This window comes from Williamsia serinedens (assembly GCF_024171725.1).
Taxonomy (GTDB): Bacteria; Actinomycetota; Actinomycetes; order Mycobacteriales; family Mycobacteriaceae; genus Williamsia_A; species Williamsia_A serinedens.
On record NZ_JAMTCG010000010.1, the window covers coordinates 35,736 to 56,205 of the forward strand.

The following is a 20,470-nucleotide window of genomic DNA, read 5'->3' on the forward strand; positions in this document are numbered from 1 at the left end:
GGCGCGGTTACCGTGTGACATGAGCAGCGCAGAGGTGACCGTCGTCGGGGCCGGGATGTCGGGGGCGGCGTGCGCCGCGGAGCTCGTCCGCGTAGGAGTCGCCGTGCGCGTCCTCGACCGTGGGCGGGCGCCCGGCGGCCGGATGGCGTCGCCGACGCTGCATGACCGGCGCGTCGACGTCGGGGCCGGGTACTTCACCGTGCGCGACAACGGCTTCCAGGCGGTCGTCGACGACTGGCAGGCTCGAGGACTCGCGCGTCCGTGGACCGACACGTTCGGTGTGCTCTCACCGGACGCGGCCCCGTCGACGAAGTCGGGACCGACCCGCTGGGCCACCGACGGTGGACTTCGCTCACTCGTCCGCGACGTCCTCGGGGACATCGCCGTGGAGACCGCCGACCTCGAGTCGCTGCCCGACGGGCACGTCGTCGTCGCGATGCCCGATCCGCAGGCCGCTCGACTGGTCGACGTACCGGACACCGTCGACTACGAGCCCGTCATCGCCGTCGTCGTCGGATTGGACGGGGGTCTCGACCTGCCGTTCGCCGATGCGGCCTTCGTCAACGACCACCCCGACGTGTCCTTCCTCGCCGACGACGGCTCGCGACGTGGGGACGGCGCGCCGGTGCTCGTCGCGCACACCACGCCCGACCGTGCGCGACAGCACCTCGACCATCCGGACGGTGCGGTGCCGGTGGTCGTGGACGCTCTGCGCGGACTCCTGGGTGTCGGCGACCCGGCGTGGACACACGCGCATCGGTGGACGTTCGCGAAGCCGGCGTCGCAGCACGACGTCTCGTGCCACCTGGCCGTCGACGGTGATCGCGTCGTCGGTCTCGCCGGCGACCAGTGGTGCCCTCAGGGTGCGCCGCGTGTCGAGAGTGCGTGGCGGTCGGGCGTCGACCTCGCCGCGGCACTGCTCCCGCGCCTCTGAGCGCCCACTCGACCGCCCCAACCGCCCAACGAACGGCTCCAACCGCCCAACGAACGGCTCCAACCGCCCAACGAACGGCTCCAACCGCCCAACGAACGGCTCCAACTGCCCAACGAACGGCTCCAACCGCCCAACGAGCGGCTCCGGGTGCCCAACAGACGGCGGGTGACAGTCAGCGGGGGATGAACAGGCCCCGGAAGGTGGCGGTGTCGTCGGCGGACCACCCGAGGCGGTCCCAGGTCGCCGTCACCGACAGCACCGCGTAGGCCGACGTCGGGAAGTGGCCGATCTCGGCGTCCGGGTCGAGCGTGCGTGCGGTCATCGGCATGCCGGGTTCGTGCCCGACGACGAGGACCGTCGACGCGTCCTCCGGCACGTGCAGCCGCACCGCCTCGAGGATCTGCTCGGGCATCCCCCCGTACACGTCCTCGACGAACGCGACGCTCGCCGCGTCGACTCCTGTCCGCTCCAGCGTCTGCCGGGTCCGCGTCGCCGTCGAACAGACGACCGCGTCGGCGACGACCCCGTCGCGGCGCATCCACTCGCCGGCGAGTGCGGCCTCGCGTCGCCCGCGGTCGGCCAGCGGCCGGTCGTGGTCGGACACGCCGTCGGGATACCCCGACTTCCCGTGCCGCATCAGCACCAGGGTGCGGGTCATGCCGAGCGACGCCCGGCGTCCGGAGCGGTGCGCCGCCCTGCGCGGCGCAGAGCCGTCGCCGTCGCGCGCCACGCCGCGGCCTCCTGCTCGAGGTGGCAGGCGGTCTCCTCGTCGTCGACGTCACGGGCGAGGTCGGCCTCGCGCCGGAGTTCGACGTCCTCGTCGAGCGCGAACGCGACGAGCTCGGCGCGAGCGGGGACGCTGTCGAGGGCGGCGCGGATCTGCGACTGCGACAGCGTCGCGAGCAGCTCCAGCTCGCGGATGAGAGCACCGTCATCAGGCATGTCGACCACGGTAGGACGACGGTCGGACACGAGGGAAACACCCGGCGCGGCGCGGCGCGAAGTCGTGCGTCTGAGAGTTGCGTGAGGATTCCCCAGGCCGTCGGTCGCCGACTGTCGAGCACCGTTCTGGGCCAGTACCGTTGGCCGGATGCACCTGATCCTGCCCGCGGCCCTGGCCGTGGCGTCGGCGCTGCTGGTGGCCACCGGCACGCTGGTCCGGCAGCGATCGTCGACGCCGTCCGGCGGCATCACGAGGCGCTGGTGGCTCGGCGTCGCGATCGCGGCCGTCGGGTTCTTCCTCCAGGCGGCCGCGTTGTCCCTGGGGACGCTGCTGCTGGTGCAACCGCTCATCGTCCTCTCGGTGCTGTTCGCGCTGCCGATGGAGGCCCACCTCGACCACCGCAGGCTGAGCTTCGCAGAGTGGAAGTGGGGCATCGTCCTCACCCTGTGCATCGCGGCGTTCGTGTTGATCACCATGCCCACCCCGGCCAAGCACACCCTGGACCCGGGAATCCTCGCCGGGACGATCGTCACGGTCGTGGTGGTGCTCGCGGGGCTGGTGATCGGCGCGCGTCTGGTGTCGCTGCACTATCGAGCGCTGCTGTACGGGTCCGCCTCGGGTCTGCTGACCGGTGTCCAGTCGTTCCTGGTCAAATCGGTGACGACGCAGTTCGGCGACGGGCTCGCCCGACCCTTCACCCACCCCGAGATCTACCTGATCCTCGTCGTCGCCGGAGCGTCGGTGGTCACCCAACAGCTGGCCTTCGCCGCGCACGACCTGCAGACCTCGTTCCCTGCGATGACGGTGATGGAGCCGGCCGTCGCGATGGCGCTGGGCGTGCTGCTGCTCGGCGAACGCGCGAACGTCGACGTCGTCGAGGGCGTCGTCGTCGGGGTCGTCCTGCTGACCATGGGGTACGCGGTGGTGGTGCTGGCCAAGTTCGCCGCCGAGCGCGAGACCGAGTTCGAGACCCACCCCGACCACGACGCGCCGTCACCCGCGCTGAGCCCTGCCGCACGCGCGCCCGACCGTTAACCTCGATCCAGTGCACACGTGGATCCCCGCAGTCCTCGCGATCGGCGCCGCCGCGCTGATCGCTCTGGGCACCGTGCTGCGACAACGGGCCTCCTGCACCGGTGGCGCCATCTCCGTCATGTGGACGGTGGGTGCCGCGGTCGCGCTGCTCGGCTTCGGGTTGCAGGCCGGCGCTCTCGGCCTCGGATCCATCCTGCTCGTCCAGCCGATCGTCGTGCTCGCGGTGCTGTTCGCCCTGCCCATGGAGGCCGTGCTCGACCACCGACGCCCGACCCGCCACGAGTGGGGGTGGGGTGGCGTGCTGGTCGTCTGCGTCGGTCTGTTCCTCCTCCTGGCCGACCCGAAAGAGGTCGACCGCCGCCCCGACCACCTGCTGATCGCGGGCACCGTCGTCGCGGCCATCGCCCTGCTGATCGGTCTCGTCGTCGTCGCGGAGAAGGCGGACGACCACTACCGCGCCCTCTGCTACGGACTGGTGGCCGGCACGCTGTTCGGCATCGGTGCGTTGCTGGTGAAGGCTGTCGTCTACCAGGCCCTGCACGACCCGCTGCACCTGTGGTCGCGTCCCGAGGCCTACCTGTTCGCGGTCGTCGCCGTCGGCGGCATCGTCGCGCAGCAGCGCAGTTTCGTCGCCGGTGAGCTGCAGACGTCGTTCCCCGCGATGACGGTCATGGAACCGGCCGTCTCCATGGCGCTGGGTGTCACCCTGCTGGGCGAGTCGGTGCGCGTCGGTTGGTGGCAGAACGGGCTCATGGTGGTGGCGTTGGCCGTGATGGTCGTCGCGGTCGTCGTCCTCGCCCGCATCTCCGCGATTCGCGGGACCGGTGACGCAACCACCCCCGAGGCGGTGACAACCCCGCGCGTCCGTAGCAGTGTGTGAGGGTGACCGATCCCCAGAACGCCGCCACTGACCCCGACACCTACGACGTGATCGTCCTCGGCGGTGGTGCCGTCGGGGAGGTGGCCGCCCAGTTCGCCGTCGCGAACTCCGACCGGACGGCCGCCATCGTCGAGAACCAGCTGCTCGGCGGCGAGTGCTCGTACTGGGCGTGCATGCCCAGCAAGGCGCTGCTGAGACCGCTGGAGGTCGCGAACACCGCCCGCCACCTCGACGGGATCACCGTCGCGGGCGGCGTCGACGCCACCGCGCTGATGAACCGCCGCGACACCTGGGTGAGCCACTACTCCGACAGCTCGCAGCGGAAGTGGGCGTCGGACACCGGGATCGACGTCGTCACCGGCACCGGTCGACTGGCAGGGGAGAGGACCGTCACCGTGGAGACCGGCGACGGGCCGCGCACGCTGCACGCCCGTCACGCCGTCGTCGTCGCGACCGGCAGCACCGCGTCGATCCCCGACATGTTCGCCGACGTCGCCCCGTGGACCTCGCGGGACGCGACCGGCGTCCGGGAGGTGCCGGAGTCGCTGATCGTCGTCGGCGGCGGTGTCGTCGCCTGCGAGGCGGCGACGTGGATGAGCGCGCTCGGCAGCACCGTCACCATGCTGGTCCGCAGCACCCTGCTCGGCAGCCTCGACGACTTCGCCGGCGAGGCCGTGGCCGAGGCGCTGCGCGATGCCGGCGTCGAGATCCGCCTCGGCGTCGACATCACCGAGGCCCGCCGGGAGTCCGTCGACGACGCCGGTGGCGCAACGGGCGTCCCGCACGGCGGGCCGGTCACCGTGACCGTCGACGGGCAGGAGATCACCGCCGCGGAGATCCTCGTCGCCGCCGGGCGGCACCGCACCGTCGACGACATCGGCCTCGACACCGTCGGCGTGACCGACCCGTCGCAGGTGTCCGCACCGGAGGGCTACGACGGCGTCGACTGGCTGTACTCCGTCGGCGACGCGTCGTTCGGTCCCATGCTCACCCACTGGGGGAAGTACCAGTCGCGCATCGTCGGTCAGCGCATCGCCGCGATCGCCGAGGGACGCACACCGCCGACGGTCCCGGCCGACCCGCCGGTGCCGCAGGTGGTGTTCACCGATCCGGAGGTCGCGTCGAGCGGGCTGTCGGAGAAGGAGGCGCGCGCGACGTACGACAGCGTCACGGTGATCACGAAGCCGATCACGGCGGCCGCCGGGGTCGGACTGCTGCGGGACGACGCGTCCGGGACGGCGCAGATCGTCGTCGACGACGCCACCCGCACGCTGGTCGGTGCGACGTTCGTCGGGCCCGAGGCGGGCGAGCTCATCCACGCCGCCACGGTCGCGATCGTCGGGAAAGTCACCGTCGACGACCTGTGGCACGCCGTGCCCAGCTACCCGACGCCCGCCGAGATCTACCTCCGACTGCTCGAGGGGTACTTCGGCTACTGAGCGGCCACGGCGTCAGTCACCCAGGCGGAAGCCGAGTTTCAGCGTGACCTGGAAGTGCGCCACCCGTCCGTTCTCGATGTGACCGCGGGTCTCGGTGACCTCGAACCACTCCAGGTTGCGGACGGTCTCGTTCGCCTTGGCGATCGCGGTGTGGATCGCGTCGTCGGTGCTGGTGGTCGACGACCCGACGACCTCGGTGACCCGGTACACGTGATCGCTCATGGCATCTCCTGACTCGCGGTGGCAGTGCCCCCGACGCTATGCGGGCTGGTCACCGACAGGTCGGGTTTGCGCCGACGTGATCGGATCGGAATGCGCGGTTCCCACAGGGCAAGCGCGTCAGAACATCGCGCCGGGGTTGAGGATCCCGTCCGGGTCGAGGGCGGCCTTCACCTTGCGGGAGATGTCCATGACGTCCTCGCCGACCTGGTTCGGCAGCCACGCCTTCTTCATGCGGCCGGTGCCGTGCTCGCCGGTGATGGTGCCGCCCAACGCGATCGCGAGGTCCATGATCTCGCCGAACGCGACGTCGCCGCGGGCGCGCTGATCGGGGTCGTCGGGGTCGACGACGATCAACGGGTGCGTGTTGCCGTCGCCGGCGTGCGCGATGACCGAGATCATGACGTCGCGGTTCTCGGCGATCGCGGCGATGCCGTCGACCAGGGCGGGCAGGCTGGGCAGCGGGACGCCGACGTCCTCGAGGAGCAGCGTGCCCTTCTTCTCGACGGCCGGGATGGCCATGCGTCGGGCGACGGTGAAGGCCTCACCCTCCGCGGGGTCGTCGGTGGAGAACACCTCGGACGCGCGGTGGGACTCGAACGCCTCGACGATGATCGCGATCTCCTCGGCGGCGGCCGCGCCGGGGGCGTCGCTCTGCGCGACGAGCAGGGCGCCGGCGTCGCGGTCGAGGCCCATCTTCAACTGGTCCTCGACGGCGTTGATCGCCACCGAGTCCATGAACTCGAGCATGGCCGGGCGGATCCGGTTGGTGATCGCGAGGACGGCCTCGGTCGCGTCGTGGACGGAGGCGAAGCTGCCGACGACGGTGCACGCGGGCGGCTGCGGCGGCAGGAGGCGCAGGGTGAGCTCGGTGATGATCCCGAGCGTCCCCTCGCTGCCGACGAACAGCTTCACCAGCGACAGCCCGGCGGAGTCCTTGAGGCGCGGGCCGCCGAGCTGCACGACGCGGCCGTCGGCGAGGACCACCTCCATGCCGAGGACGTAGTCGGTGGTGACGCCGTACTTGACGCAGCACAGGCCGCCCGCGTTGGTGGCGGCGTTGCCGCCGATCGAGCAGATCTCGAACGACGACGGGTCCGGCGGATACCAGAGACCGTGCTCGGCGACAGCCGCCTTCACCTCGGCGTTGAGCAGGCCGGGCTGCACCGTCGCGGTGCGCATCACGGGGTCGACGTGGATGTGGCGCATCTTCTCCGTGGTCAGGACGATCGCTCCGTCGACGGCGCTCGACCCGCCCGACAGCCCGGTACCCGCACCACGGGGGACCACCGCGACATGGTTGCGCGCACACCAGCGCACAGCGGCGGCGACGTCGTCGGTGCTCGTCGCACGGACGACGGCGAGCGGGGTGCCCGCGTCGGGGTCGAGCGCGCGGTCCTGCCGGTAGCCCGCGACGATGTCGGGATCGGTGACCACCGCGCCGTCGGACAGCGCGGCGATGAGGTCGTCGAGTGCGATGGTGGCGGTCATCACACCAGCCTAGCCCCGCCCGCTGACCGGGCCGGTCGCGTCGATCTGCTCCTCGCGGAACTCCGTGACGTCGCCGGCGCTCTCGGCCGCACGGAGTTCGACGCGGCGGATCTTGCCGCTGATGGTCTTGGGCAGGTCACCGAAGGTGATGCGGCGGACGCGCTTGTACCCGGCGAGGTGGTCACGGCTGTGGGCGAAGATCGCGGCGGCGGTCTGCTCGTCGGGTGACCACCCGGCGGCCAGCACGATGTACGCCTTCGGCACCGACAGGCGCAGCTCGTCCGGGGCGGGCACGACAGCCGCCTCGGCGACCGCATCGTGTTCCAGCAGAACGGATTCGAGCTCGAACGGGCTGATGCGGTAGTCACTCGACTTGAACACGTCGTCGGTGCGGCCGACGTAGGTGATGTAGCCGTCGTCGTCGCGGCTGCCGACGTCGCCGGTGTGGTACCAGCCGTCGGCCATCGCGGCGGCGGTGCGGTCGGGGTCGCCGTGGTACCCGACCATCAGTCCCAGCGGCCGCTGCTCGAGGCTGACGCAGATCTCGCCCTCGGTGACCCCGGACTCGCCGGTCGCGGGGTCGACGAGACCGACGGTGTAGCCCGGGCACGGACGGCCCATCGACCCGTCCTTGATCGGCTGGCCGGGGGTGTTCGCGATCTGCACCGTGGTCTCGGTCTGTCCGAACCCGTCGCGGATGGTGACGCCCCAGGCGTCGCGGACACGATCGATGACCTCGGGGTTGAGCGGCTCGCCGGCACCGACGGCCAGTCGGGGCGGCGTGGACAGACGGCTCAGGTCGCTCTGGATCAGCATGCGCCACACCGTCGGTGGCGCGCAGAACGTGGTGACACCGCACCGCTGCATCTGGGCCATCAGGGCGGCGGCGTCGAAGCGGGTGTAGTTGTACAGGAACACGCACGCACCGGCGTTCCACGGCGCGAACACGTTGGACCACGCGTGTTTCGCCCACCCGGGCGACGACACGTTGAGGTGGACGTCGCCGGGCTGCAGGCCGATCCAGTACATCGTCGAGAGGTGGCCGACGGGGTACGAGGCGTGGGTGTGCTCGACGAGCTTCGGCCGCGACGTCGTGCCGGAGGTGAAGTACAGCAGCAGGGTGTCGTCGGCGTGGGTCTCGTGGGCGACGAACCCGCTCGGATCCGGGAGCGGGCCGGCGTCGGGGTAGCGCAGCCACGCGCCGGCGGCGTCGCCGACCGCGATGCGGGTGGGGGAGGGGTCGCCGGCGAGGGAGTCGATCGCCTCGTCGATGGTGGTGGTGATGTCGCCACGGACGATCACGTGGTCGACCCCGCCGCGCGAGATGCGGTCGGCGGCGTCGGCCCTCGACAGCTGGGTCGTCGCGGGGATGACGACGGCGCCGAGGCGGATCGCCGCGAGCATGACCTCCCACAACTCCACCTGGTTGGCGAGCATCAGCAGGACGCGGTGGCCGGGCGCGACACCCTGCTCGCGCAGCCACGCGGCGACGCGGATCGACCGGTCCCGCATCTCGGGGAACGAGAACCTCTGCTCGCTGCCGTCCTCCTCGACGAGCCACAGCGCAGGCCGGTCGTCGCCGGCGGCCTCACGCTCGGCGGCGAGCACGTCGAACCAGTCGGTCGCCCAGTTCCACCGGTCGAGTTCCGGCCAGGCGAACGCCGCCCGCGCCGCGTCGAGGTCGTCGGCGTTCTCGAGCAGCGCTGCTCGTGCCGCGCGGAACGCCTCGGTGGGACCGGTCGATGTCATGGGCGCTCTCCACTCGGGGATCGATTACTAGGAGTTCCTAGTGTACGGTGATCCACGCAACAGGAGAGCTGTTCGCCGACATCCACAGTTCGCGAGAAGGGCCACCCATGGTCGCCGAGATCCCCCACTTCCTCGACGGTGTCCGCACGGCGGGCACGTCCGGCCGCACGGCCGACGTGATGAACCCCAGTACCGGCGAGGTGCAGGCGCAGGTGCCGTTGGCCTCGGTCGACGAGGTGGGTACCGCGGTGGCGTCGGCGGTGCAGGCGCAGAAGGTGTGGGGGTCGTGGAACCCGCAGGCCCGCGCGCGGGTGATGATGCGTTTCGTCGAGCTGGTCCGCCGGGACGCAGACGAGCTCGCCGAGCTCCTGTCCATCGAGCACGGCAAGACCGTCGCCGACGCGCACGGCGACATCCAGCGCGGTGTCGAGGTCATCGAGTTCGCGATCGGCATCCCGCATCTGATCAAGGGCGAGTTCACCGAGGGTGCCGGCACCGGTATCGACGTGCACTCGGTGCGCCAGCCGCTCGGTGTGGTCGCGGGGATCACGCCGTTCAACTTCCCGGCGATGATCCCGTTGTGGAAGGCGGGTCCGGCCCTGGCGTGTGGCAACGCGTTCATCCTCAAGCCCAGCGAGCGGGATCCGTCGGTGCCGGTGCGTCTGGCCGAGCTGTTCCTGGAGGCCGGTCTGCCTGCCGGGGTGTTCCAGGTGGTGCACGGCGACAAGGTCGCGGTCGACGCGATCCTCGAGCACCCGGACATCCAGGCGGTCGGCTTCGTCGGCAGCTCCGACATCGCGCAGTACATCTACTCGACGGCCGCGGCGCACGGGAAGCGTGCGCAGTGCTTCGGCGGCGCGAAGAACCACATGATCGTCCTGCCCGACGCCGACATCGACCAGGCCGTCGACGCGCTCATCGGCGCCGGTTACGGCAGCGCCGGTGAGCGCTGCATGGCCATCAGTGTCGCCGTCCCGGTCGGTGAGGAGACCGCGAACAGGTTGCGCGAGCGGTTGATCGAGCGGGTCACCGCGCTGCGTGTGGGTCATTCGCACGACCCGAAGGCTGACTACGGTCCACTGGTGACCGGTGCCGCGCTGGAGCGTGTCCGTGACTACATCGCTCAGGGCGTCGACGCCGGCGCCGACCTCGTCGTCGACGGACGCGAGCGGGCGGCCGACGATCTGACGTTCGGCGAAGCGCAGCTCGAGGGCGGCTACTTCATCGGGCCCACGCTGTTCGACCACGTCACCAAGGACATGACGATCTACACCGACGAGATCTTCGGGCCGGTGCTGTGCATGGTCCGCGCGGGCGACTACGAGGAGGCGCTGGCGCTGGCGTCGGATCACCAGTACGGCAACGGGGTCGCGATCTTCACCCGCGACGGTGACGCCGCCCGCGACTTCTGCGCACGGGTGCAGGTCGGCATGGTCGGTGTGAACGTGCCGATCCCGGTCCCGGTGGCGTACCACACCTTCGGCGGCTGGAAGCGGTCCGGCTTCGGCGATCTCAACCAGCACGGACCTGCGTCGATCCAGTTCTACACCAAGGTGAAGACGATCACGACGCGCTGGCCGTCGGGCATCAAGGACGGTGCCGAGTTCGTCATCCCCACCATGAAGTGACCCGATGAGCACCGCCACCGGCGACGCCGAGGATCTCGGCGCCGTGATCGCCGAGACCGCGGCGGCCTTCGCGGCGAAGCGTCTCGCCCCGTTCGCGCTGGGATGGGATGAGGCCAAGCACTTCCCGGTCGACGAGTTGCGTGCCGCGGCCGAGCTCGGGATGGCGGCGATCTACTGCCGTGAGGAGTTCGGGGGCAGCGGGCTGTCCCGGCTCGACGGGGTCCGCATCTTCACCGAGCTCGCCGCCGCCGACCCGACCACGGCGGCGTTCCTGTCGATCCACAACATGGCGACCTGGATGGTCGACACCTACGGCACCGACGAGCAACGCGCGCAGTGGATCCCGCGGATGGCCTCGATGGAGCTCATCGCGAGCTACTGCCTGACCGAACCCGCCGCCGGCTCCGACGCCGCCGCGTTGCGGACCCGGGCGGTCCGGGACGGCGACGAGTACGTGCTCACCGGGGTCAAGCAGTTCATCTCCGGCGGCGGGTACTCCGACGTGTACGTCGTGATGGCCCGGACCGGTGACGACGGCCCGGGGGGCATCTCGACGTTCGTCGTCGAGAGCGGCACGCCGGGACTGTCGTTCGGGGCCCAGGAGAAGAAGATGGGCTGGAACGCCCAGCCCACCGCCGCGGTGATCTTCGACGACGTCCGCGTGCCCGCTTCCAACCTGCTCGGCGGTGACGCGGGGGAGGGCACCGGCTTCCGGATCGCGATGAACGGACTGAACGGCGGCCGCATCAACATCGCCGCCTGCTCGCTCGGCGGGGCCCGCACCGCCCTCGACAAGGCGCGCACCTACCTCGCCGAGCGGGAGGCGTTCGGCGGCACGCTGATCGACGAGCCCACCATCCGGTTCACCCTCGCCGACATGGCCACCGACCTGCAGGCGTCAAAGCTCATGCTCACCCACGCGGCGAACGCCCTCGACGCCGACGACCCCGACAAGGTCACCGCGTGCGCGATGGCCAAGCTGTTCGTGACCGACCGCTGTTCCGACATCGCCGACCGGGCGCTACAACTGCACGGCGGGTACGGATACCTGCACGACTACGGCCTGGAGAAGATCGTCCGCGACCTCCGGGTGCATCGGATCCTCGAGGGCACCAACGAGATCATGCGGATGGTCGTCGGACGGTCCGTCGCGAAGAACACCACCGGAGGGACACGATGACCACCATCGCTTTTCTGGGCCTGGGCAACATGGGCGGGCCGATGGCCGCGAACCTCGTCGCCGCCGGTCACACCGTGCACGGCTACGACCCCGTCGCCGAGGCGGTCGCACGCGCCGCCGATGCAGGTGTCATCACGCTCGGATCGGTGGTCGAGGCGGTGCGCGGGGCCGACGTCGTCGTCACCATGCTGCCCAGTGGCGCCCTGGTGTCGTCCTGCTACGACGAGATCCTCGGCGTCGTCGACCCCGGCACGCTGCTGATCGACAGCTCCACCATCTCCGTCGACGACGCCCGGGCGGTGAACGCGCGTGCCGGTGAGGCCGGGATGCTGCAGGTCGACGCCCCGGTCTCCGGTGGGGTGAAGGGCGCGACCGCGGGGACGTTGGCCTTCATGGTCGGCGGGACCGACGAGGCGTTCGCCGCTGCGCAGCCCGTGCTGGACCCCATGGCCGGCAAGGTCATCCACTGCGGTGGCACCGGCAGCGGACAGGCCGCGAAGGTGTGCAACAACATGGTCCTCGCCGCGCAGCAGATCGTCGTCGGGGAGGCGTTCGTGCTCGCCGAGAAGCTCGGCCTGTCGGCACAGTCGTTGTTCGACGTGATCACCGGTGCGACCGGCAACTGCTGGGCCGTGCACACCAATTGCCCTGTGCCGGGCCCGGTCCCGGGATCGCCGTCGACGAACGACTTTCGTCCCGGGTTCGCGACCGCGCTGATGAACAAGGACCTCGGGCTCGCGATGGACGCCGTCGCCTCCACGCAGGCGCGCGCGCCGATCGGTACGCACGCCGCCGAGCTCTACGCCGACTTCGCCCGTGAGAACGGCCATCGCGACTTCAGCGCCATCATCGAGACGTTGCGCTGAGGGGCCCCTAGGCGGGGTCGGCCTCGGTCGTCAGCGACCGCACCATCGTGCGGAGCAGGCGGACCGCCTGGTCGCGCTCGGCGTCGCTGAGATCCCCGAGCATCCGCACCTCGACAGATCGCACTGCGGCACTGGCCTTGTCGAGTCGACGACGTCCGGCCGGGGTGAGGCGCGTGGGCAGCGCGCGGCCGACGTCGGGCTGATCCGCGCGAGCCACGAGGCCGTCGCGATCGAGGGCCTGCAGGAGCACGCTCATCGACTGCCGTGTCACGAACGCGCCGCGCGCGAGGTCGGAGTTCGACAGCCCCGGCCGCTGCGCCAGCAACTCCATGCAGGAGTACTGGGTGATGGTCATCCCCAGCGGGCGGAGCACGTCCTCCATCGCCGCGCGCAGCGCCGCGGACGCCTCCTTCAGCAGATAGCCCACCGAGACCGACAGGTCGATCCGTTCCGCACCTTGACTCATGTCAGTAGTCTGACATACCTTCGGACATGTCAGAAAACTGACACGTCCCGTGAAGGAGCCCAGCCATGCCGGTCACCGGTCCCGATTTCATCTCCCTGCAGGTCCGCGATCTCGACGCCTCGCACGCTTTCTACGCGCTCCACCTCGGTCTCGTGCGATCGCCCGCGGGCCCGCCGCACGCGGTCGTCTTCGACACGAGGCCCATCGCGTTCGCCCTGCGGGACATCGCGCCGGGGACGGACCTCGACGCCGTCGCGCAGCCGGGTGTGGGCATGGCTCTGTGGCTGCATGCGACCGACGTGCAGGACATCCACGACTCCCTCGCGTCCGAGGGCGCGGCCATCGTGGTCGAGCCGTTCGACGGACCGTTCGGGCGCACCTTCACCTTCGCCGATCCCGACGGCTACCACGTCACGCTGCACGACCGCGGCTGACGCGGCGGTCGGGGTCAGAAGTCGCCGGCGCTGCGACGCAACGACTCGATGATGTCGGCCAGTTGGCCGGCGTCGTCCTCGTCGATGCCGATGTCGGCGAACACCTCCCGGTTCAGGACGGTCGTCGCCTCCTCGACGGTCGAGCGGCCGATGTCGGTGATCTCCACCAGCGTCGTACGCCCGTCGGTCGGGTGTGGTGTGCGGCGGACGAGACCGGCGGACTCCAGACGCCGGATCGCGTGCGTCACGCTGGTGACGTGGACCTGCAGGCGCACACTGGCTTTCGTGATCGGCAGGGCGCCGTTGCGGCTGAACGCGAGCAGGCGCAGCAGTTCGAAGCGGGAGAAGCTGAGATCGAAGGGGCGCAGCGCGGATTCGACCCGGGCGAGCAGGATCTGGTGTGCCCGCATGACCGACGTGACGGCGACCATCCCCGAGACGACGTCGCCCCATCCGGCCGCGACCCAGTTGTCGCGTGCCCGGGCGATGGGGTCGAATCCCGGGCCGTCCGTCATGTGCGTCGCAGAGGGGTCATCGGCACATTCTCGCCGATGTGCGGTGGTGGTCGCTCACAACCCCGCGAACTCAACAGCCGTTGCGAGCACGTCCTCGAGCATCGTCGGGGTGAGTCGTCCGGTGAAGGTGTTCTGCTGGCTGACGTGGTAGCACCCGAACAGGCGGATGGGCGGGACTTCGTGGCCGGGGGCGGCGGCGAGGTCGACGAACACGCCGTGACCAAAGGTGGGGCGCGGTCGGGGGATCTCGTAGCCGTGGGCGCGGAGCGCGGTCAGGGCGGCCTGCCACCCGAAGCCCCCGAGCGTCAGAACCGCCCGTGTCGTCGGGGCCAGCAGGGTGAGTTCGCGGTCGAGCCAGTGTCCGCAGGTGTCCCGCTCCGCGATCGTCGGCTTGTTGTCGGGCGGCGCGCAGTGCACCGGGGCGGTGATGCGTACCCCGCGCAGCGTCAGGCCGTCGTCGGCTGACACGGCCGTCGGCTGACTGGCCACGCCCACGGCGTGCAGTGCCGCGAACAGGACGTCGCCGCTGCGGTCGCCGGTGAACATCCGCCCGGTGCGGTTGGCGCCGTGAGCGGCCGGGGCCAGTCCGACGATGATCAGCCGCGCGTCGGCCGGTCCGAGGCCGGGAACCGGCCTGCCCCAATAGGTCTGATCGGCGTAGGCGCGGCGCTTCTCGCGGGCCACGCGTTCGCGCCACTCGACGAGGCGAGGACACGCGCGGCAGTCGACGAGTGCGGCGTCGAGAGTGGCCAGGTCCGGGGCGTCGTCGGGATCGATGGGCAGGGTCACCGCGACCACCGGCCCAGAAGGTCCGCCGCACCCGACGTGAGGTCGGCGATCACCTCGGCAGCCGATCGCGTGCGCCGGACCATCGCGACCCCCTGGCCGGCGTTCACCCCGGTGCCGCCGTCGACCGCGGAGGTGAGGACGCGCTCGGGAAAGCGGTCGGGCCAGGCGTGTCCGGCGGCGCGGTCGAAGCGGGTGGTCACCTCGGTGGTCGTCTCGTCGGCCGTCACGAGGGCGGCCCGCGCGTCGTCGTCGATCAGCGACTCGACGCATCCGCTGAACACGGTGCCGACCCAGACGCCGGATGCGCCGGCGGCCAGCGCCGCGGCGACACCCCGCGCGGACGCGATGCCGCCCGCGGCGAGGACGGGGATCTGCACGCGGTCGAGCACCGCGCACAGCAGGGTCAGCGCGCCCACCGTCGGTGCGCCGTGGCCGCCCCCCTCGGATCCCCGTGCGACGACGACGTCGATCCCGGCGTCCTGCGCACGGACCGCCTCGGCGACGGTGGCGACCTGCGTCGTCGTGGTGATCCCCTGGGCGCGCGCGTCCGCGACCCACTCGAAGGACTCGCCGAAGCTGACGCTGAGCAGCGTGGGACCGGCAGCGATGGCGGTGGGCAGCAGCTCCGTGTCCTGTCGCATCCGCCAGTCGACGAGGCCGATGCCCCACGGGCGGTCGCGGGCGTCGAACACCGACAGCTCAGCGCGCAACCGGTCGGTGGACCCGCTGCTGCCCATCCCGATCATGCCGAGGCCCCCGGCGCGGCTGACCGCCGTCGCGAGCGCGCCGCCCGCGGCACCGCCCATCGGCGCGCAGACGATCGGGGTGGTCAGGCCGACCGAGCGCGTCCACGCGGTGTGCAGCCCGGTCACGACCCCATCCTGCCCAGGTGGGGCGTCGGCAGGACGAGCGGGCCGTCCACGTCGAGCAGTGCGTGCAGGGACTCGTCGGCCCATGTCCGCAGTCCGTCGACGTCGACGCCGTCGGGTGCGGCATCGGACCCGGCGGTGATCGCGTCGCGCCCGCGCTCGATGAGCCGCCGCGCACCCGACGGGTTCCCGCGCTCGGCGTGGGTGACGCCGACCGCCAGCTGTGCGAGTCCCTTCCACACGCCGCGCTCGTCACCCGAGGTCTGCTTCCACGTCGCCTCGAGGATCTCGTGCGCGCGGAACGGCCAGCCGGTGTCGAGGAGATCCTGGGCGAGGGCGAGCGATTCCGCGGCCGACAGCACGACGTCGTCGCCCGGGCCGGGTGGCGTCACCCCGGCGGCGTCCCGCGGCAGCGGGCGGCCGAGGCGATCACGGGGACGCGCATTGTGGGCGCGCCCCTCCTCGTCGCGGTCACGGTGGGTCGTGCGGCGGGCGTTCACCCTCACCTCGCGCTCGTGTCGGGTCCGGGACCCTCAGCGTGTCACGTCGGTACCGGACGCGATCAGCGCAGGGCCCGTCGTGCCTCCGGCCAGAACGCCGTGCCCGCGATCGCGACGCCGCCGGCGCCGATGATCGTGACGGCGGCGTCGACGCTCTCGCGGCCCTGGCTGGACCAGTAGACGTCCTCCAGGTCGAGCAGGAGGGCGAGTTCGTCGACGATGAGCGCCGTGCCGACCCCGTAGCTGATGGCGGTGAGCGGATGGCGACGGTGGTGCTCGGCGCCGCGGACGGCGATGGCGCCGACGCCGCCGAGCATGAGGATGCCGATGTTGTAGTGGTGGAAATGCTTCCCGCCGAGGCTCATGCCACCACCGGCGGGACCGTGCCCGGCGCGGATCCAGTGCGTCAGAGCGCGGACCGCCACGAACGTCGTGGTGAACGACGTCCACGACAGCAGCGCCGACTGCTGGCCCGGGTCGAGGGATCGCCGCCAGGCCCGTCGGAGACGATGCGCCCGCGCGCTGGTCGCCGTCAGGTCTGCGTCGCCGGGAGCGCCGTATCGGCGGGTCGGAGCAGTGTCCTCGGGGTGGTCGTGGGGCGGTACCTCCTGCATGCCCACGACGATGACAGGCCGTCGGCGTCGCGCCCACCGGGTTTGCCGCACTCGGGTCGAGAGGATCGCATGCGGTCAGGACAAAACCGTCAGACCGGCGGATCCATGGGCGGACCGACATAGGTGGCGCGGGGTCGGATGATGTGGCGATCGCGTGCCTGTTCGAGGACGTTGGCGGTCCAGCCGACGACGCGACTGACCGCGAACGTCGGCGTGAACATCTCCCGCGGGAGACCACAGCGATCCATCACGACGCCCGCGTAGAACTCGACGTTGGCGTAGCGCGGGCGATCGGGACGGGCCTCCGCGAGGACCTCGACGACAGCGCGTTCGACCTCGACGGCGAGTTCGGCCGTGCGCCCACCCAGTCGGGTCGCGACCTCGCGCAACAGCTCGGAGCGGGGATCGCGCGTGCGGTACACGGCGTGGCCGAAGCCCATGAGCCGACGGCCCGCGTCCAGTTCGTCCCGGGCCCACCGGCGGGCGACGTCGCCGGCGTCCGCGACGGTCATCGCGGGACCACCGCGCGCCGCGATGGCGTCGAGGGCGTCGAGTGCGCGGTCGGGCGCACCGCCGTGGAGCGGGCCCGAGAACGCCCCGATGGCGCCGCAGATCGCCGACGGCAAATCCGCGCCGGTCGACGCGATCACCCGGGCGGCGAAGGTGGAGGCGTTGAAGCCGTGCTCGACCGTCGAGATGAGGTACTGCTCGATCGCACGGGTCTCGTCGGGTCCGGCCACCTCGCCGGTCACGGCGTGCAGCCAGTGGGCTGGCGTGTCCAGATCCTCGCGGGGGACCACGGGGTCGAGTCCGTGGGCCGCGCGATGTACCTCGCCGAGCAGCGTCGGGACCATGGCGCACAGTCGGATCCCGTCGTCGCGCCGGGTGTCCTCGTCGCAGTCCCACAGTGGTCGCATGCCCGTGTACTGGGCGGCTGCCGACAGCACCGTCCGGAGATCGACCAGCGGGCGGTGGTCGCCGGGCGTCGAGCCGATCGTGCGCGCGAGTGCCACCAGGTCCTCCGGCACCACGCGGTCGGTGCGGATCCGCTCGACGAACGTGTCGAGTTCGGCCGGGTCCGGGAGGCGCCCGTGGACGAACAGGAACCACACGCGCTCGAACGACGACGAGCGGGCGAGGTCCGTCGCCGGGTACCGGTTGTAGTGGTAGAGGCCCTCGTCGCCACGGACGTCCCCGATGGTCGTCTCCGCGACGGAGACGTCGGACAGCCCGGGCGCCGCCTCGATGAGGGTCATGTCGGGTCACCCATACGAATCGTGGTCACACCGGCTACGTTCGGCCGTGGCGACGACGTCGTCAATGTTGATCGGATCAACATCGGAGGCAGCTGCCGTGCGACGACACACCCGACGCTGGCCCACCGCCATCCGTCACGACGGCCGCGACTACCTGTCGACCGCGCAGACCGCCCGCGTGCTCGGGGTGCAGCCGGCGACGGTGTACGCCTACGTCAGCCGCGGCCGGCTCACCAGCGTGCGCATCGAGGGGCAGCGCGGGAGCTTGTTCGCCGTCGCCGAGATCGAGGCGTTCGCGCGCCGGACCGAGCGCCGACCACCCGCCGGGGTGGTCGAGCGCATCCGCACCGAGCTCACCCTCATCGAGGGCGACGAGTTGTACTACCGCGGCCGCCGCGCCGTCGACCTGGCGTGGGAGTGCGACGTCACCGAGGTTGCGGCCCTCCTGTGGGACGCGCCCTGGCCGACGGTGCGGGTGTCCCCGGTACGGGTGCCGCGGGACGTCCGCGGACTCGACGTGATCCACGCCGTCGTCGCAGAACTCGGCGCCCTCGACGCCGACCGTCATGTCGAGCAGACATCGGCGCGCGTCGCCGCCGCGGCACAGATGGTGCAGACCGCAGTCATGTCGCTGCCTCTTGCGGGTGACGACCCCGGCACCGGATCGTCTCTCGCGCAATGCCTGTGGCCCCGACTCACCGCGATGGCCCTTACACCGCGCCGGGTACGGCTGCTGAACGCCGCGCTCGTCCTGCTGGCCGATCACGACTTGTCCGCCAGTGCTGTCGCCGCGCGGGTGGCCGCCAGCGCCCGCGGCAGCGTGTACGCCGTCGTGTCCGCGGGACTCGGAGCATTCGACGGACCCCTGCACGGGGGTGCCGCCTCCGCTGCGCAGGAATTCGTGCGTGCACTCGTCGACGTGCCGGGCGACGTGCGAACTGACCTCGCAGCTCGAGAACGACTCCCCGGGTGCGGTCACGTCGTGTATCGCGAGCAGGACCCGCGCGCCGAGGCGCTGTTCACCGCCATGTACGACGACGGCATGCCGCATCACCTGCAGGAGGTGACCGACGCGATCCGAACCGAGGCTGCCGCCCGGCATCTCCCTGTCACCTCGGACCTGGCGCTGGCCGTCATTGCGACGCGGTATCGGATGATCGACGACGCGGCGATGACCGTCTTCGCGCTCGCGCGAATCGTCGGCTGGGTCGCGCACGCGCTGGAGGAGTACGCGGAGACACCGTTGCGATTCCGGCCGGAGGGCGTGTACGTCGGGATCCGACCGACGTGACGGCCCACTCTGTGGAGTTGTCAAGGTACTGATGCGGTCCTGACCGGTGGTCAGGTGCACGGAATGTGCTGTCGCTGAGTCGTGTCAGGCGGCCATGGAGTCGAGTCGGAGTGTTCGTCGGTTGTAGGCGGGTTGTAGTTCGCGTCGGGGGTCGACGGTGGCTGGTGGTCGGATCCAGGGGTGGCGGTCGGGTCCCATCTCGATCTCCCAGCCGTGCTGGTGCACGGCGACGTGGCAGGTGCGGCAGAGCAGGCACCCGTTGTCACACGTGGTGGGCCCGCCCTGGGAGTGGAACACGATGTGGTGGACGTCGGTCCATGAGGCGGGATTCCCGCACATGACGCACGTTTGGTCACGGGCGACGATGGCTTTACGGGTGCGGCCGGTGAACAACCTGGCCTTCGGGGAGATGTCGACGGGCGCGGCGTCGACGTCCACGGCGATGCGGGTGACCGAGGCGTCGCATGACAGCAGCGACACCGCCTCGTCGGAGACGCTGCCCATCCACTGCAGGTGCGCCGGCCCGACCGGGGTGATCCCGCAGCACGAGCCACCGGCGGTGGGCACGGTCAGCAGGATCTCGGTCTTGGCCGACCCGACGAGCCCATCTATCCCGAGCGCTCGGGACGCCGCCTCGACAACTTGCACGAACGCATCCGCCCGCCGCTGATTCGCCGACCGCGGGTCCGGCGTGCCGTCCGGTAGCGGCCGCGGCCGCGAGGCGGTGTCGACGCACGAGATCAACCGCTCACCCGCGACAACGTCGAGGTCGAACGACCCCGCCAGCCGACCGTCGTCGCGCTGCGCCCACGACAGTTCATTGAGTGTCGTGTCTTCCGCAACCGGTGGCACCGGCCCGTCGACCTCAGGCTGGTTCTCGAGCGCGATCGCCCGCGCCCGATCGTCGATCTCAACCGGCGACCGGCCCGCCAAAGCGTGCCCGATCAACACCGCCTCGGTGTCGACTGCGAACTCCGACCCCAGCGGTGACCGGGTGCGCGTGCAGACGTGCCGAACTCCGCGGGCGACCGCGTCGGCATACTCCGCCGACATCGATCCATCTCGCAGATGCCGCGCCAGCGCCGGAAGATGCGCGATCGCACGCCCCAGCCGGATCGCCCGGGATGCGACCCCAGGAACGCAGCCGTGACGTCGCAGCAGCTCTCGCGCCGACATCCCCACCCGCTTCGCCGTCCCGTGGCACTCGATCTCCCCGGTCACCCGGGCCAGCAACCCGTCCGCAGCATTGCGCGCCGTAACCGCGGCACGCACCCCCGCCACCAACGCGTCATCATCCGCGGGCATCTCGCACCCGCGGACGGCATCGGCGAGGCGATCCGCCGCCTCGAGCACCTCGTCGAACATGTGTACG

22 protein-coding genes are annotated in these 20,470 nt (G+C 71.1%); 9 read left to right on the forward strand and 13 right to left on the reverse strand.

The genetic code is table 11. The features are described 5' to 3' along the window. Positions 1-19: 19 nt before the first annotated feature. Positions 20-934 carry an NAD(P)/FAD-dependent oxidoreductase gene (locus LX12_RS20920; protein ID WP_253656551.1) on the forward strand — a complete coding sequence of 305 codons (915 nt, stop codon included), beginning with the start codon at positions 20-22 and terminating at the stop codon, positions 932-934. A 172-nt stretch (positions 935-1,106) separates the two neighbouring features. Here the strand turns inward: LX12_RS20920 and LX12_RS20925 are convergent, their stop codons facing one another. Together LX12_RS20925 and LX12_RS20930 are read right to left on the reverse strand one after the other, a co-directional pair. Continuing rightward, positions 1,107-1,592 carry a SixA phosphatase family protein gene (locus tag LX12_RS20925; RefSeq protein WP_253656552.1) on the reverse strand — a complete coding sequence of 162 codons (486 nt, stop codon included), beginning with the start codon at positions 1,590-1,592 and terminating at the stop codon, positions 1,107-1,109. After that, a complete protein-coding gene (locus LX12_RS20930; RefSeq protein ID WP_253656553.1) occupies positions 1,589-1,876 on the reverse strand; it encodes a hypothetical protein in 288 nt (95 codons plus the stop codon). The genes LX12_RS20925 and LX12_RS20930 overlap by 4 nt, the downstream gene beginning before the upstream one ends. Before the next feature lie 148 nt (positions 1,877-2,024). Here LX12_RS20930 and LX12_RS20935 point away from each other — a divergent pair, with 148 nt between their 5' ends. Genes LX12_RS20935 through LX12_RS20945 form a run of 3 tightly spaced genes read left to right on the forward strand, consistent with a single transcriptional unit; the run spans position 2,025 to position 5,231 of the window. Beyond that, positions 2,025-2,912: a DMT family transporter gene (locus LX12_RS20935; protein WP_253656554.1), complete on the forward strand. Its 888-nt coding sequence runs from the start codon at positions 2,025-2,027 to the stop codon at positions 2,910-2,912. 10 nt (positions 2,913-2,922) lie between these two features. Next, positions 2,923-3,792: a DMT family transporter gene (locus LX12_RS20940; RefSeq protein ID WP_253656555.1), complete on the forward strand. Its 870-nt coding sequence runs from the start codon at positions 2,923-2,925 to the stop codon at positions 3,790-3,792. 2 nt (positions 3,793-3,794) lie between these two features. Then, positions 3,795-5,231, forward strand: coding sequence for a dihydrolipoyl dehydrogenase family protein (locus tag LX12_RS20945; RefSeq protein WP_253656556.1), 1,437 nt, complete (start codon positions 3,795-3,797; stop codon positions 5,229-5,231). 12 nt (positions 5,232-5,243) lie between these two features. On the opposite strand, the gene LX12_RS20950 is transcribed toward LX12_RS20945, so the two are convergent. The 3 genes from LX12_RS20950 to LX12_RS20960 all read right to left on the reverse strand — a co-directional run bounded on the left by LX12_RS20950 (position 5,244) and on the right by LX12_RS20960 (position 8,690). Beyond that, positions 5,244-5,453, reverse strand: coding sequence for a dodecin (locus LX12_RS20950; RefSeq protein WP_253656557.1), 210 nt, complete (start codon positions 5,451-5,453; stop codon positions 5,244-5,246). Positions 5,454-5,570: 117 nt separating this feature from the next. Next, entirely contained in the window at positions 5,571-6,941 is a 1,371-nt protein-coding gene (locus LX12_RS20955) for an FAD-binding oxidoreductase (protein WP_253656558.1), read from the reverse strand. 9 nt (positions 6,942-6,950) lie between these two features. Further along, complete coding sequence (locus LX12_RS20960; RefSeq protein WP_253656559.1) at positions 6,951-8,690, reverse strand: AMP-binding protein; 1,740 nt, start codon at positions 8,688-8,690, stop codon at positions 6,951-6,953. A 107-nt stretch (positions 8,691-8,797) separates the two neighbouring features. Between LX12_RS20960 and LX12_RS20965 the strand changes: the two genes are divergently transcribed. From LX12_RS20965 to mmsB, 3 genes are read left to right on the forward strand one after another with little or no spacing between them, the layout of a single operon-like run. After that, positions 8,798-10,318, forward strand: a complete 1,521-nt coding sequence (locus LX12_RS20965; protein ID WP_253656560.1) for a CoA-acylating methylmalonate-semialdehyde dehydrogenase — start codon at positions 8,798-8,800, stop codon at positions 10,316-10,318. A gap of 4 nt (positions 10,319-10,322) precedes the next feature. Further along, complete coding sequence (locus LX12_RS20970) at positions 10,323-11,498, forward strand: acyl-CoA dehydrogenase family protein (RefSeq protein WP_253656561.1); 1,176 nt, start codon at positions 10,323-10,325, stop codon at positions 11,496-11,498. Then, positions 11,495-12,364, forward strand: a complete 870-nt coding sequence (gene mmsB / locus LX12_RS20975) for a 3-hydroxyisobutyrate dehydrogenase (protein WP_253656562.1) — start codon at positions 11,495-11,497, stop codon at positions 12,362-12,364. The genes LX12_RS20970 and mmsB overlap by 4 nt, the downstream gene beginning before the upstream one ends. Before the next feature lie 7 nt (positions 12,365-12,371). On the opposite strand, the gene LX12_RS20980 is transcribed toward mmsB, so the two are convergent. Further along, positions 12,372-12,830 carry a MarR family winged helix-turn-helix transcriptional regulator gene (locus LX12_RS20980; RefSeq protein ID WP_253656563.1) on the reverse strand — a complete coding sequence of 153 codons (459 nt, stop codon included), beginning with the start codon at positions 12,828-12,830 and terminating at the stop codon, positions 12,372-12,374. A gap of 65 nt (positions 12,831-12,895) precedes the next feature. Between LX12_RS20980 and LX12_RS20985 the strand changes: the two genes are divergently transcribed. Then, positions 12,896-13,264, forward strand: a complete 369-nt coding sequence (locus LX12_RS20985; RefSeq protein ID WP_253656564.1) for a VOC family protein — start codon at positions 12,896-12,898, stop codon at positions 13,262-13,264. A 14-nt stretch (positions 13,265-13,278) separates the two neighbouring features. On the opposite strand, the gene LX12_RS20990 is transcribed toward LX12_RS20985, so the two are convergent. The 6 genes from LX12_RS20990 to LX12_RS21015 all read right to left on the reverse strand — a co-directional run bounded on the left by LX12_RS20990 (position 13,279) and on the right by LX12_RS21015 (position 17,807). Further along, positions 13,279-13,779: a MarR family transcriptional regulator gene (locus LX12_RS20990; RefSeq protein ID WP_253656565.1), complete on the reverse strand. Its 501-nt coding sequence runs from the start codon at positions 13,777-13,779 to the stop codon at positions 13,279-13,281. A gap of 54 nt (positions 13,780-13,833) precedes the next feature. Further along, positions 13,834-14,577 (reverse strand): uracil-DNA glycosylase, encoded by a 744-nt coding sequence (locus LX12_RS20995; RefSeq protein WP_372505120.1) that lies wholly within the window; start codon positions 14,575-14,577, stop codon positions 13,834-13,836. Beyond that, positions 14,565-15,440, reverse strand: a complete 876-nt coding sequence (locus tag LX12_RS21000) for a nitronate monooxygenase (protein WP_308214049.1) — start codon at positions 15,438-15,440, stop codon at positions 14,565-14,567. The genes LX12_RS20995 and LX12_RS21000 overlap by 13 nt, the downstream gene beginning before the upstream one ends. Further along, the gene (locus LX12_RS21005) at positions 15,437-15,943 is read right to left on the reverse strand and encodes a DUF309 domain-containing protein (RefSeq protein WP_253656566.1); all 507 of its coding nucleotides are present in this window, start codon (positions 15,941-15,943) and stop codon (positions 15,437-15,439) included. The genes LX12_RS21000 and LX12_RS21005 overlap by 4 nt, the downstream gene beginning before the upstream one ends. A 56-nt stretch (positions 15,944-15,999) precedes the next feature. Then, entirely contained in the window at positions 16,000-16,551 is a 552-nt protein-coding gene (locus LX12_RS21010; RefSeq protein WP_253656567.1) for a hypothetical protein, read from the reverse strand. 89 nt (positions 16,552-16,640) lie between these two features. Then, positions 16,641-17,807 carry a citrate/2-methylcitrate synthase gene (locus LX12_RS21015; RefSeq protein WP_253656568.1) on the reverse strand — a complete coding sequence of 389 codons (1,167 nt, stop codon included), beginning with the start codon at positions 17,805-17,807 and terminating at the stop codon, positions 16,641-16,643. 97 nt (positions 17,808-17,904) lie between these two features. Between LX12_RS21015 and LX12_RS21020 the strand changes: the two genes are divergently transcribed. After that, the gene (locus LX12_RS21020) at positions 17,905-19,098 is read left to right on the forward strand and encodes a citrate synthase (RefSeq protein ID WP_253656569.1); all 1,194 of its coding nucleotides are present in this window, start codon (positions 17,905-17,907) and stop codon (positions 19,096-19,098) included. Between the two features lie 84 nt (positions 19,099-19,182). Here LX12_RS21020 and LX12_RS21025 read toward each other — a convergent pair whose 3' ends face one another. Further along, a complete protein-coding gene (locus LX12_RS21025; protein WP_253656570.1) occupies positions 19,183-20,463 on the reverse strand; it encodes an HNH endonuclease in 1,281 nt (426 codons plus the stop codon). Positions 20,464-20,470: the final 7 nt, after the last annotated feature.

Excerpts from the sequence above, each read along its gene's own strand:
- LX12_RS21015 (WP_253656568.1), bottom strand. The coding sequence starts at position 17,807 with ATGACCCTCATCGAGGCGGCGCCCGGGCTGTCCGACGTCTCCGTCGCG.
- LX12_RS20970 (WP_253656561.1), top strand. The coding sequence starts at position 10,323 with ATGAGCACCGCCACCGGCGACGCCGAGGATCTCGGCGCCGTGATCGCC.
- LX12_RS20920 (WP_253656551.1), top strand. The coding sequence starts at position 20 with ATGAGCAGCGCAGAGGTGACCGTCGTCGGGGCCGGGATGTCGGGGGCG.
- mmsB (WP_253656562.1), top strand. The coding sequence starts at position 11,495 with ATGACCACCATCGCTTTTCTGGGCCTGGGCAACATGGGCGGGCCGATG.
- LX12_RS20985 (WP_253656564.1), top strand. The coding sequence starts at position 12,896 with ATGCCGGTCACCGGTCCCGATTTCATCTCCCTGCAGGTCCGCGATCTC.
- LX12_RS20990 (WP_253656565.1), bottom strand. The coding sequence starts at position 13,779 with ATGACGGACGGCCCGGGATTCGACCCCATCGCCCGGGCACGCGACAAC.
- LX12_RS20965 (WP_253656560.1), top strand. The coding sequence starts at position 8,798 with ATGGTCGCCGAGATCCCCCACTTCCTCGACGGTGTCCGCACGGCGGGC.
- LX12_RS20960 (WP_253656559.1), bottom strand. The coding sequence starts at position 8,690 with ATGACATCGACCGGTCCCACCGAGGCGTTCCGCGCGGCACGAGCAGCG.
- LX12_RS20935 (WP_253656554.1), top strand. The coding sequence starts at position 2,025 with ATGCACCTGATCCTGCCCGCGGCCCTGGCCGTGGCGTCGGCGCTGCTG.
- LX12_RS20925 (WP_253656552.1), bottom strand. The coding sequence starts at position 1,592 with ATGACCCGCACCCTGGTGCTGATGCGGCACGGGAAGTCGGGGTATCCC.
- LX12_RS20950 (WP_253656557.1), bottom strand. The coding sequence starts at position 5,453 with ATGAGCGATCACGTGTACCGGGTCACCGAGGTCGTCGGGTCGTCGACC.
- LX12_RS21025 (WP_253656570.1), bottom strand. The coding sequence starts at position 20,463 with ATGTTCGACGAGGTGCTCGAGGCGGCGGATCGCCTCGCCGATGCCGTC.
- LX12_RS21010 (WP_253656567.1), bottom strand. The coding sequence starts at position 16,551 with ATGCAGGAGGTACCGCCCCACGACCACCCCGAGGACACTGCTCCGACC.
- LX12_RS20980 (WP_253656563.1), bottom strand. The coding sequence starts at position 12,830 with ATGAGTCAAGGTGCGGAACGGATCGACCTGTCGGTCTCGGTGGGCTAT.
- LX12_RS20930 (WP_253656553.1), bottom strand. The coding sequence starts at position 1,876 with ATGCCTGATGACGGTGCTCTCATCCGCGAGCTGGAGCTGCTCGCGACG.
- LX12_RS20955 (WP_253656558.1), bottom strand. The coding sequence starts at position 6,941 with ATGACCGCCACCATCGCACTCGACGACCTCATCGCCGCGCTGTCCGAC.